We start from the raw sequence: 11188 nt of genomic DNA, 5'->3' as shown, positions 1-11188 counted from the left end.
AGCTACCTTGCCGGCCTACACCTCCGCGCCTCGATGATCTGGATCAAGGACCTCACGCGAGCCGCCCCTTGATCACGACCAAATACGCTCCCTAGATGAGGGGGGAACCGCACCACGGCCAATGCGCAGGGTCACGACGTCCTGATCGGAAGCGGCCCCTGGCGAATCTCGTCCCGCCTGGCGGGCACGGGCGATCAAGATGTACCCCTCGGACTTCCGCGACACGGCACAGGACGTACGGATCACCCTGCTCGCGGCGCTGTGCTCGTCCCGTCAGGCGGAGATTACCGATGCCCTGGTCGACCTGTTGGTCGCTCTGGTCCACAAGATCAACGCACGCGCCGAGCGGCGGGTGGAGAAGCAGCTCACCGCCGAGCTGAAGAAGGTCCGGGGCAAGGAGGGCATCCTCTTCAAGGTGGCGCCGGCCGCCGTCGACAAGCCCGACGAGGTCGTACGCCGGGCCCTGTTTCCGGTGGTCGGGGAGAAGACGCTGCGCGAGCTGGTGGCTGAGGCGAAGGCGAACGAGAAGGTCTTCAAGGCCAAGGTCCGCACCACGCTCCGGTCGTCGTACAGCTCGTACTACCGGCAGATGCTGCCGCCGCTCCTGAACACCCTGGGCTTCAAGTGCAACAACACCGCCTACCGGCCGGTGATGGACGCGATGAAGCTGCTGAAGAAGTACGCCGACGTCGACGGCAAGACCCTCTTCTACGGCGCTGGCGACGACGTGCCGATGGACAGCGTGGTGCGCAAGGACTGGCGCGAGGCGGTCGTCGACGACAAGGGCCGTATCGAGCGCATCCCGTATGAGCTGTGCGTCCCGGTCGCGCTGCGGGACGCCGTACGGCGCCGGGAGATCTACGTCGAGGGCGCCACGCGCTGGCGCAACCCTGAGGACGACCTGCCCGGCGACTTCGAGGCCACCCGCGCCGTGCACTACGCCGCGATCCGCCAGCCGCTGAACCCGCGGGCGTTCATTGCAGACCTGAAGAAGCGCATGACCGCGGGCCTGGACCAGCTGTCCGGCGCGCTCGCGGACGGCAGCGCGGGCGGGGTGAAGGTCACCACCCGCAAGGGCGAGCCCCGGATCACCGTGCCCAAGCTGGAACGCTGGCCGAGCCCACCGGCCTCCAAGCCCTCAAGGAGGAGGTCTCACGCCGCTGGGGCGTCCTCGACCTCCTGGACGTGCTGAAGAACGCCGACTTCCTCACCGGCTTCACCAAGGAGTTCTCCTCGGTGGCCGCGTACGAGCGCATCGAGCGTGACGTCCTCCAACGCCGTCTGCTGCTGGCCCTCTTCGCCCTGGGCACGAACATGGGCATCCGCGCCATCGTGGCCACCGGCGAGCACGGCGAGACCGAGGCCTCACTGCGGCACGTCCGCCGGCACTTCATCACCGTCGACAACATGCGGACCGCCGTGACGAAGCTGGTGAACGCCACTTTCGCCGCCCGCGACACCACATGGTGGGGCCGCGGCACTGCCTGCGCGTCAGACTCGAAGAAGTTCGGGTCCTGGTCCTCGAACTTCATGACCGAGTACCACGCCCGCTACGGCGGCAACGGCGTGATGATCTACTGGCACGCCGAGCGGAAGAACGTCTGCATCTACTCCCAGCTCAAGAGCTGTTCGTCGTCCGAGGTCGCGGCGATGATCGAGGGCTTACTTCGGCACTGCACGGACGCCGAGATCGAGTCCAACTACGTCGACACGCACGGCGCGTCCGTGGTCGGGTTCGCCTTCACGGAGCTCCTCAACTTCCGCCTGCTGCCGGGGCTGAAGAACATCGGCAGCATCCGCCTGTACGGCCCTGACGACACCCCGCCCGGCTGGCCCTCGCTCGGCGCCTCGCTGACGCGGCCGATCCGCTGGGAGCTGATTGAGCAGCAGTACGACCAGATGGTCAAGTACGCCACCGCGCTCCGGCTCGGCACCGCCGAGGCGGAACAGGTGCTCCGGCGCTTCACCCGCGGCGGCCCCAAGCACCCCACCTACCAGGCCTTCGAAGAACTGGGGCGCGCGGTCCGTACGATCTTCGCCTGCGACTACCTCGCCAGCCCCGGCCTGCGCCGAGAGATTCACGGCGGGCTCCAGGTCGTGGAGAACTGGAAGAGCGCCAACGCCGTACTCCACTACGGCAAGGACGGCGCCCTTACCGGCCCGGACAAGGAGCACGCGAGACCTCGATGCTCGCCCTGCACCTGCTCCAGTCCGCGCTTGTGCATGTCAACACCCTGCTGCTTCAGCAGGTCCTCGCCGAACTGGCGTGGGTGAAGAAGCTCACCGACGAGGACCGGCGCGGGCTGACCGCCTTGTTCGGGTCGAACATCAACCCGTACGGCACCTTCCGTCTCGACATGGACTCCCGGCTCGAACTCCCGCTGTTCGCCACCGTGCCCCGCCCCCGCACACCGGCGGACACCGCCGACCGATCGAGTACGCAGCCACGATGAGCTGTTGCGGGACCGGCTGGTGGCCCGCCCGGCCCGGAGTATCGCCGAGGTGAGCCCGAAGCATGGGCAAGTGTCCGCGGGACGCGCCCACGCCCCGGGAAGCTGCGACGCTCTCGGCTCCGGCCCTGCGGGTCCGGCGGTCCGCTACGGGACGGGGCGCTGAGTGATCTGCCCGATCGCGGTTGCCTGGGACCACACTGCTTGCCATTGGCCATCAGCGTTCTCGTAGGTGTCGGTGTGCCAGTAGCTCGCGCGGGGTACCCGGCGCTGATTGAAGATCACCTCCAGCGTGGCCCGGTAGCGGATGACCGCGGCATTCCCGTGGACGCGGACGTCGATGGGGCCGGGTTCCCATTCCACATAGTCGATGTCTCCGGTTGCGATCGCCTGCAGGTAGGCGTCTTTGGACAGCACGTGGCCGACGGGGGTGACGAGCTGGAAGTCGGGTGCGTGCAGCTCGGAAGCGGCACTGAGGTCGCCTGCGACGAGCGCTCGGAGCCTGGCCCGCTCGACCTCGCGGATCTGCTCGGCGATCACGCCGCCAGCCGGGACGGCTGCTGTCTGCGCCATGGGGTTTCACTCCTGATGGATTGAGAGGCCAGGCGCTGGGCGTGGCAAACCCCAGATGACCAGCCAGATTGGACGCATTGACGCTTGGAGTCCATTGCGTCATAATGACAGCATGGCAGACGACCGAACGGAACACATCCTCGATGCCGCGCTGACCGCCTTCTGTCAGTACGGCTACGGCAAGACCACCATGCAGGACGTGGCCCGTGCCGCCGGGATGTCCCGAGCCGCTCTGTACCTGCATTTCCCCAGCAAGGAAGATCTCTTCCGGGCAGGGTCCCGCCGGGCGCACTCCCGGGCGCTCGACGAGGTAGATGAAGCTCTCGCCCAGCAGGGCGACGTGCTGTCCCGCGTCGATGCCGCGACGACCGCCTACTTCGGAGGACTCCTGGCGCAGATCTCGCCGGGCGCGCACGGCGTGGAAGTCCTCGATGCGAGTCTCGAGGTCGCCGGGGACATCGTCAGCGAGGCCCATGCGGCTCTGGTCACCCGGCTCGCCGGCACGCTGCACACTGCCGCGGAAGTGGGAGAGGTGCAGTTCTCGACCTCCGACGCGACCGCCGAGGACATCGTACTTCTCCTCCTCGCGGTCGCGGACGGGCTGAGGAAGACGAGCGCGGACCCGCAGGTGCGACAACAGCGGAGGGCGTTGTTCCTGCGCCTGGTGCACGCCGGGATCGCACCCGTGCGCCAGCCTTCCTCAGAAGGCAACGCTTCGTGATGACATCCCTGCACTGCCCGCGCCCGTACCCGACGCCCCAGGAGCCCACCATGGCGACCCAGTGTGACCCGAACGTCCCCGCCGGGTGGTCGAGATGATCGTGACGACGACGGGCCGGGTCCGCGGGCTCGGTACGGACGGCATTGCGGCGTTCAAAGGAGTGCCCTACGCAGCAGCCCCTGAGGGGATGCTGCGCTTTGGTCCCCCGGCGCCGGCCGCGTCGTGGGACGGGGTCCGCGACTGCCTCGGCTTCGGCGCGGCCCCGCCGCAACTGGCGCCGGCCCCCACCGCTCCGCCGGCGTGGCGGCCCGGTGCCGGGCTGGACTGCCTGACGCTGAACGTATGGAGCCCGGACGTCGGCGCGGCGGGTCTGCCGGTCATGGTGTGGATCTATGGCGGCCTGTGGAAGCACGGTTCCTCGAGCATGCCGCAGTACGACGCCGCCACCCTGGCCGGCTCCCAGACCGTGGTGGTGACCTTCAACTACCGTGTCGGTTTCGAGGGCTTCGGGCACCTGCCCGGGGTCGCGGACAACCGCGGGCTGCGCGATCAGATCGCCGCCCTGGAGTGGGTACGGGACAACATCGCCGCATTTGGCGGCGACCCCGCCAACGTAACCGTCTTCGGCCAGTCCGCCGGTGCCGCCTCCACCGCCCTGCTCATGGCCGCACCCGCCGCGCGCGGCCTGTTCCGTCGCGCGATCACCCAGAGCATCCCCTCCGGGATCCGAACCGGCGCCGAGGCCAAGGCCGTCACCGAGACGATCGCGGCAGCCCTCGACATCGCGCCGACCCGGGACGCGTTCGCCGCACAGCCGCCCGAGGCGATCCTCGCCGTCCAGGACGCGCCGCTGCGCGACCGCCAGGGGTTCACCGCGTTCGCCCCCGTCATCGACGGCGACCTCGTGACCGGACCACCCTGGACGGCGCTCCGCACGGGCGCGGGCCGGGACGTGGACCTGGTCTGCGGGTTCACCCATGAGGAATACAGGGGCCAGGGACCGCAGGCCCCGTCCGGGGTCGACCTGGCGATCGTCGCCGAAGCGGTAGGGCTGGGAAAGGAGTCGGCCGCCGCCTACCGGCAGAGCCATCCCGGCGTCGGCGACGCCGACCTGTTCACCGTGTTGCTCTCCGACGCGCTCGTCCGCATGCCCACCAGCTGGGTCGCCGAAGCCCATGCCCGCGCGGGCGGACGGACCTGGCTCTACGACTTCACCTGGCGCGGCCCCACCCTGGGCGCCGCCCACGGCATCGACATCCCGTTCGTCTTCGGCAACGCCACGACCCGCCCGGCCGCCCGGTTCCTCGGCTCCCCACCGCCCGCCGACTTCGCCGCCCTGTCACAGCGCATCCGTACGGCCTGGACGTCCTTCGCCGCCACCGGCGATCCCGGCTGGCCGCGCTTCGCACCCGAACACCCCAGCCCCACCACCCGGATCTGGGACACGCCCTCCAGCGACGCCGCCTACCCGCTGGAAGACTCCCAGCGCATCTGGGAGCACGCCGCATCCAGGTAGCCGCTCGCGGGGCCAAGCCATCGGAGGCCCGGACATGGCACTGGGAACGGCCAGGAGCAATAAGTCGAGAGGCGCCGGACGGCACAGCGACCACTCTGTACCTGGCATGCGATAGGAGCCCGGGGCAAACGGCGGGCGCGGTGTGCCTCGTAGATCAGCGAAAGGAACTGTTTCATAGGCGGCCGCTCATGTCCTGTCCCAGATAAGTATGGGCAGGGCGAGGCGCTGACCTGCGGTGCTCAGAGTTGTCTGGGACGTGGCCGCTCGCTCTGTCCCGGACAAGTCTGGGCATCTCGGGGCGTGACGTGGGCGGCCTGCGGCTCATCAACGCCAACGTCCCGCAGCACATCGTCCAGCAACTGCTCGACCACATGTCGCCGGAAATGACAGCCGTCTACGCCAGGCTCCACCAGAAGACCCTGCGCGAGCACTGGGAGAAGGCCCTCAAGGTCAATGCTGAGGGCCAACCAGTCGCACTGCCCACCGACCACCCGCTCGCCGACGCCACCTGGATGCGACTGTCCCTCGTGCGCGCCAAGGTCAGTCTCCCCAACGGCTACTGCGGAGCCCCCATCCAGACCGACTGCGAATTCGCCAAGCCCTGTCTGGACTGCCGCTTCTTCATCACAACCGGCGACTTCCTCGACCAGCACCGACGCCAGCGAGAGGAGACACGCAGGCTCATCGACGACGCGGCGAGGGCCGGACTCTCCCGCATCGCAGAGAAGAACACCCGCACGCTTGGCAAGCTCGACACCATCATCGACGCCCTGGAACAGGCCGGGCCGCAGCAGATCGTGGCCGGCGGAAAGGTGACCGATCTCGATGCCACCGGCTGACAACACCCGTTTCCTGATCGAAGCATCGAAAACATGGAGCAAGCAGGCACGCGAGCGCGCCGAAGAAGCTGTCAAAGCAGCCGCCCGCCGCAATGAGCGATCAACGGTCGTGGGCCTCGCGAACGCGGCCGGCGTCTCCAGGTCCTGGCTATACACGCAGACCGACCTCATCTCCGCGATCAACCAGCTCCAGCAGAGAGTCCCAGCACCCCGCCGGAACGGGCGGCACTCCGCGAGCGAGACGTCGCTCCAGCGCAGGCTGGAGACAACCCTGGAACGCAACCGGCAACTCCGCCAGCAGGTCGCCGACCTCACCCGGAAGCTGGAAACCGCACACGGCGAGATCCGTCGGCTCCGCACCCGGTCGATCCAGCAGTCGGACACCACGGCAGAACCACGCTGAGGCCCCGGGCCGCCTATCCCCGCCGGCCCTTCCCCGCCGACCCGAGCGCCCCGACGTCGCCCCTCGTCGACATACGGCTTCTTACTCTCTGTATCTGGTTGGATACTGAATGGCGCTGCCGCTGGCGCTGAGAGAGAGTCCGCTCCTGACGGAATGCCAGGAGCCGTTTCTTACAGGAGATCGCGTGATCGCACGCATTATGGGCGAGGGCCAGGTCAAGCTGGATGACGCCCACTTCATTGAGCTGAACAAGCTGGACGACGAGCTGATCGAGGCGATGGAGGACGGAGATATGGAGGGCTTCAGGCGGACCCTGGGAGCCCTTCTCGACGCGGTGCGTCGTCTGGGCACTCCGCTGCCGGATGACGCGTCGGAACCGAGCGAACTGATCCTGCCCGCAGAAGACGCCTCCCTTGACGAGGTCCGCCAGATGCTCAGCGACGACGGCCTGATCCCGGGCTGACCTCGACAGCCCCATGACCCCATGGGGGACCGGGCCGGTGCACTCGACCCGGTCCCCATCCACCGCCCGGGCCGTTTCGCCCAGACCGCAGCGGTCGGCTGGCAGTAAATATCGTGTGGCGAGTCGCCGGCAGCGGTCGGCCCACTCGCCATGGACCGCCCGCGGCCACTGTTGGCGAGAAGACGCCTTCAAGTTGTCACATGACCCGAAGCTCGTCTGCCCAGCCCCGCTATGCACCGCCCACCTCGGCGAAGGCATGTCCATCTCGCAAGCCTGCTGGTCAGAGGCGTGAAAGATGCCGGAGATCGACATAACCTCGAAGAACAGTCGCCGAGATCATGACGCACCATCAGCGGCGCCGGTAGCCCGCCTCGTTGCACCGCACGGCGCGACCGACCCGGGACATCGATGCGCCCGAGGACGCGAGTAGTCCTGCGAGGACAGCGCACGGCGCGCTCTCCCACGCCCTGCTCCTGCGGCAGGCGTGTCGGTCGTTCGCTCGGAGGCTCTTCTTTCTACTGTCTCCCATGGCCCATTTCTGCGCCGAGTGCGGATACCGATACATGGACGACGCGATCGAGCAGACGGAGCTGGAGGAGCGTCAGTGCCCACAGTGCGGGAGCGAGCGAGTCAGCGCTGAGGCGCCTGCAGGCCTGGCGACTATTTCCGCCATGGCTTACGAACCAGAAGAGATTGCGGTCGCGGCCCGTCTGTGGCCGCGCTGGGCCAGTATTGCGATCGATCGGGCGCTGGCCGCTCGGGTAGCCCGAAAGCAGGCTGTGGCAGCGACCGACCTCACTGAGGAGGCTTCTGCGCTGAATCAGGAGTTCGACGCTGCGCTGGTCGCCGTGGCCTCTTCAGCGCACACCCTGGACGCCCTCTACGGTTCGGTGGTACCGGAAAGGAACCGCGCCGAGTGGAGGAGAAGCCGCGTCAAGCGGCGCAAGGCGGTCCACGAGGGCCTGAAGCTCGTGTTCGCTACTGGGCCCCGCAACACGGCCTGGGGCGCCGAGTTCAAGTGGCTGTTCTGCCTTCGCGATGCTTCGGTCCACCACGAGGAGAAGCCAAAGAGAACGGTGCCTCATTCGTCCCTGGACAAGCACTCCGGTCCCGAGTACGTCGACTATTCGACGGAGTCAGCAGATCGAGCGGTCAGGTTGATGCTGGACGTCACGCGCTGGTGTGTCGACCATCCAAGACTCCCTGCCGAGCAGTGGGCTGAGGAGAACAAGCCGGTAGTGGCTGGCTTGGAGAGCCGTTGGGCGTCGGCGTAGGTTTCCGACCAATCTCTGCTGCGGGGGCCGAATAGCGGTCAGAAGCCCCGGCTACGGGGCGGCGTACACCCTGGGCATGTCGATCCCGCGGATGATGTCAGGGGCGTGAGGCGCTCTCGCTGTTTGTGTGCTGATGACTTGAGTCCCGGTGTCGCGGGCGGCTTCGGCCAGTTCGATGAGGGCGCTTCGTACGACGTCGCGGGCGATGCCCTGCTGGTAGGGGTTGTCCAGCAGGAGCAGGCCGGGAAAGGCGCACTCCTGGTCGAGGTCTCTGTCGAGGAACAGGGTGGCGTAGCTGTACGCCAGGAAGAACAGGACTTTGGCCTCTGCGCCCAGGCCTTGGTCCCAGGGCCGGGAACCGACGTAGAAGGTGAGGTCAGTGTCCCGGATCGACACATCTCGGTTCACCCAGAGCGAGTCGCGATAGCGGGCGAGGAACGCGTTCATGCGGTCCGCGAAGGCCGAGCACCGGTCCGTCGGCCGCAGTACCGGACTTCCCGAAGTTGGCTGGTGCTTCTCAATCTGATCCACGGCCTGTTGAGCGGAGAGCAGACGGTGGTTCGCCATGTCGCGCCGCTGGAGGATCTCCTCCATCGCCGGGAGGGCAGTCATCTTGTGCTCCAGCTGCGCGATCTGCGCGGCGAGTCCCTCCAGCGTTGCCATGAACGGAGCAAGTTGGGCTGCGCGCTGCTCGTTGAGTTGCTGTGCCAACTCAGCCTGCTCGGCCTGCAGATCCTGCTGCAGTTCTCGCGCCGCCGAGAGGTCCCGCGCAGTGTGGGCAACGACGTCGTCGAGCTCCGAGAGTTCCGATTTTAGGGACCTGATCTCCACCTGTGCCCGGCGCTGGCGTCGGTCATCGTCCACCGACTGGGAGCAGAGATAGCAAGCCCCCTCACGGTGCTCTCGGTGTGGATCCACGCTCTGCTCGCAGGCAGGGCACATGCGGACCGGCAAGGCATCGAAGACATCGATGGAGGTGATCAGGCGCTCCATTCGACGTACCTCTGCCGTGACCGTGCGGGCCGAGCGCCGGTGCTCCTCGAGGAGGTGCTCCAAATTCGACACCTCCTCGGTCGCGCGCATGAGTCCAATGGCGACCTCTCCGTATGAGGTGGTCAATGAGGAGTCGTAGCCCGCGGGGGCGCCGGCAGGCGCGCTTCCGTCCACGATCCTCTGGACGTCAGCGGTCAGACGCTGCCTCTCCTCGCAGAGAGAGTCGAGCTCGCTCCGCAGTTCACGGCGGGCTGAGGCCACCTGCTCTTTGGACCGGGCGAGGGGCAAGCTCAGGTTCTGGCAGATAGCGGTGACGGCCTGCAGCGTGCTCTCCCGGACCTCCCTGCTCGCAGCTTCGGCCTCGTCGCGACGCCGCTTTGCCTGAGCGAGCTCGAAGTCCCGGTTCGCCTGTGCAGTGCGTGACCGGACGAAGCCGAGGAGCTGGCTGACGACGGCACGCCGGACGAACTCCTGCTCCTTGTCCGCGAAGCTCGTCCAGGAATCCTCGTTCCGGTAGAAGTGGCGCAAGGTGTTGCGGAAGGACAGAGGGACCTGGTCATTGGCCGAAACTGGATTAAGTCCTTTGGGTATATTCAGGTTGGGACATCCCAGTTGCCCGAGGATCCAGTCAGAGAATTCTGCTGCTTGGATGTCCGAGCCGTTGATACTGACTTTCCCCAGTCTGCCGTGCGTGAGATCCCTCGTCAGGGTGTAGGGCTGGCCATGGATCCTGAGGTCGGTGCTGAGTTCGACGTGCTCATCGGCGACGGCCGCCTTGAGAGCCGCTGCAGGGCTATCCCGGTCGCCGAGGCAGTAGTCGATCACTTTCAGCGTGGTGGTCTTGGAGCTGTTGCGCACGCCGGTGAGGATGTTGAGCTTGCCGGACTCGAAGCTGTACTCGTCGAGCTCCCCGCCTTCGCGTACCAGCCTCACTTTGGCGATCCGCAGGCCACGCTCGGTTGTGCTGTGCTCGCTCATGGGCGGATCTCCTGATGGAGGGCTGCGTTGCCGACCTCGTCCGGAAAGAGGTCGTAGATGAGGTTCTTCAGGTCCGTGCCTGACAGGTCCGCCAGGTTGCCCTGCATGGCTCGGCACCGCTGGACCAAGGGCTGGAACTGCTCCAACACTTCGAGCCGGGTTGCTGTTGTCCTACCGGCGGCAGTGAGCTTCACCCGCTCCGGGTTGTGGCTGACGGTGACGGTCACGAGGCCGCGGGCGGTGAGGAAGGACAGGAACTGCCGGTACCGGTGATCCCAGGGGCCGTACCGGTAGCGCATCATCGGCGCTTCGATCTCCGACGCATCCGGTGCTACAAACACCTCCCGTGGGCCAGCTCTGCCCGACAGCAGAGCGGCATGCGCGCGCTCCAAGAAGCCGGGATAGCGCAGGAAAAAGTCGAGCTTGGCGAACTTGGTGCGCCCTTCGATATACGGTCCCGGGTTCTTTCCGCACAGATGGATCAGCAGTAACAGGCGCGAGGCGTGGAAATCGACGGAGTCGTCGGGGTCCCAAGCCCGATGAAGGGGCGGCACGACCTTGCTGCCGATCTTATGAGGCATCTTCGTACTTGTTCTGACAGCGAGCGGTGATGTCGCTCAACACAGCCAGCGCCTGGCTCAGTTCGACCTCTCGGGAGACAACCTCCGGCATCTGGGCCACTGCGAGCATGGTCTCTCTGTAGGCAGGTTCGCCTGCCTCGATCAGCCCCCCGCGTCGCCTCATGGAGGTCATCTGACATAAGGCCCAGATCCTGTCGGACAAGTCTGCGAGGCGCTGGCGCTCACTTCCCAGGCTGCGGCGCTGAGCCTGACGGAACGCCAACATCGCCTCATGCTGGCGTTCCGCCTCTGTACGGGGTACTCTAGGGCCTGTGTGATGTCGTGATCAATCTTGCTGATCCGGATCTGTATGGAGGGGTGCATCGGGTAGGAAGAGGGGTGTGACGCGCAGGCAACT

10 protein-coding genes and 1 pseudogene are annotated in these 11188 nt (G+C 66.8%); 8 read left to right on the top strand and 3 right to left on the bottom strand.

The features are described from left to right. The first annotated feature begins 199 nt into the window (after window positions 1-199). The gene (locus AB0M26_RS30320; protein WP_365266014.1) at window positions 200-1192 is read left to right on the top strand and encodes a hypothetical protein; all 993 of its coding nucleotides are present in this window, start codon (window positions 200-202) and stop codon (window positions 1190-1192) included. Then, window positions 1186-2453: pseudogene (locus tag AB0M26_RS30315) on the top strand (transposase). The gene AB0M26_RS30320 and the pseudogene AB0M26_RS30315 overlap by 7 nt, the downstream one beginning before the upstream one ends. Window positions 2454-2597: 144 nt before the next feature. On the opposite strand, the gene AB0M26_RS30310 reads toward AB0M26_RS30315, so the two are convergent. Then, entirely contained in the window at window positions 2598-3023 is a 426-nt protein-coding gene (locus AB0M26_RS30310; protein ID WP_365266012.1) for a nuclear transport factor 2 family protein, read from the bottom strand. A gap of 112 nt (window positions 3024-3135) precedes the next feature. Here AB0M26_RS30310 and AB0M26_RS30305 point away from each other — a divergent pair, with 112 nt between their 5' ends. The 6 genes from AB0M26_RS30305 (at window position 3136) to AB0M26_RS30280 (ending at window position 8239) form a co-directional block, all read left to right on the top strand. Continuing rightward, window positions 3136-3744 carry a helix-turn-helix domain-containing protein gene (locus AB0M26_RS30305; RefSeq protein ID WP_365266010.1) on the top strand — a complete coding sequence of 203 codons (609 nt, stop codon included), beginning with the start codon at window positions 3136-3138 and terminating at the stop codon, window positions 3742-3744. Window positions 3745-3838: 94 nt separating this feature from the next. After that, window positions 3839-5260 carry a carboxylesterase family protein gene (locus AB0M26_RS30300; RefSeq protein ID WP_365266008.1) on the top strand — a complete coding sequence of 474 codons (1422 nt, stop codon included), beginning with the start codon at window positions 3839-3841 and terminating at the stop codon, window positions 5258-5260. A gap of 245 nt (window positions 5261-5505) precedes the next feature. After that, the gene (locus tag AB0M26_RS30295; RefSeq protein WP_365266006.1) at window positions 5506-6099 is read left to right on the top strand and encodes a hypothetical protein; all 594 of its coding nucleotides are present in this window, start codon (window positions 5506-5508) and stop codon (window positions 6097-6099) included. Then, window positions 6086-6502: a DUF6262 family protein gene (locus AB0M26_RS30290; protein ID WP_365266004.1), complete on the top strand. Its 417-nt coding sequence runs from the start codon at window positions 6086-6088 to the stop codon at window positions 6500-6502. The genes AB0M26_RS30295 and AB0M26_RS30290 overlap by 14 nt, the downstream gene beginning before the upstream one ends. A 184-nt stretch (window positions 6503-6686) precedes the next feature. After that, the gene (locus tag AB0M26_RS30285; RefSeq protein ID WP_365266002.1) at window positions 6687-6965 is read left to right on the top strand and encodes a hypothetical protein; all 279 of its coding nucleotides are present in this window, start codon (window positions 6687-6689) and stop codon (window positions 6963-6965) included. A gap of 563 nt (window positions 6966-7528) precedes the next feature. Further along, window positions 7529-8239, top strand: a complete 711-nt coding sequence (locus AB0M26_RS30280; protein WP_365266000.1) for a hypothetical protein — start codon at window positions 7529-7531, stop codon at window positions 8237-8239. Between the two features lie 51 nt (window positions 8240-8290). On the opposite strand, the gene AB0M26_RS30275 is transcribed toward AB0M26_RS30280, so the two are convergent. Together AB0M26_RS30275 and AB0M26_RS30270 are read right to left on the bottom strand one after the other, a co-directional pair. After that, the gene (locus AB0M26_RS30275; RefSeq protein ID WP_365265998.1) at window positions 8291-10210 is read right to left on the bottom strand and encodes a hypothetical protein; all 1920 of its coding nucleotides are present in this window, start codon (window positions 10208-10210) and stop codon (window positions 8291-8293) included. After that, window positions 10207-10791 carry a hypothetical protein gene (locus tag AB0M26_RS30270; RefSeq protein ID WP_365265996.1) on the bottom strand — a complete coding sequence of 195 codons (585 nt, stop codon included), beginning with the start codon at window positions 10789-10791 and terminating at the stop codon, window positions 10207-10209. Before AB0M26_RS30270 ends, AB0M26_RS30275 begins: the two co-directional genes overlap by 4 nt. Window positions 10792-11188: the final 397 nt, after the last annotated feature.

This window comes from Streptomyces sp. NPDC051776 (assembly GCF_040681345.1).
Classification (GTDB): Bacteria; Actinomycetota; Actinomycetes; order Streptomycetales; family Streptomycetaceae; genus Streptomyces.
This window is presented reverse-complemented; position numbering and strand designations above follow the sequence as displayed.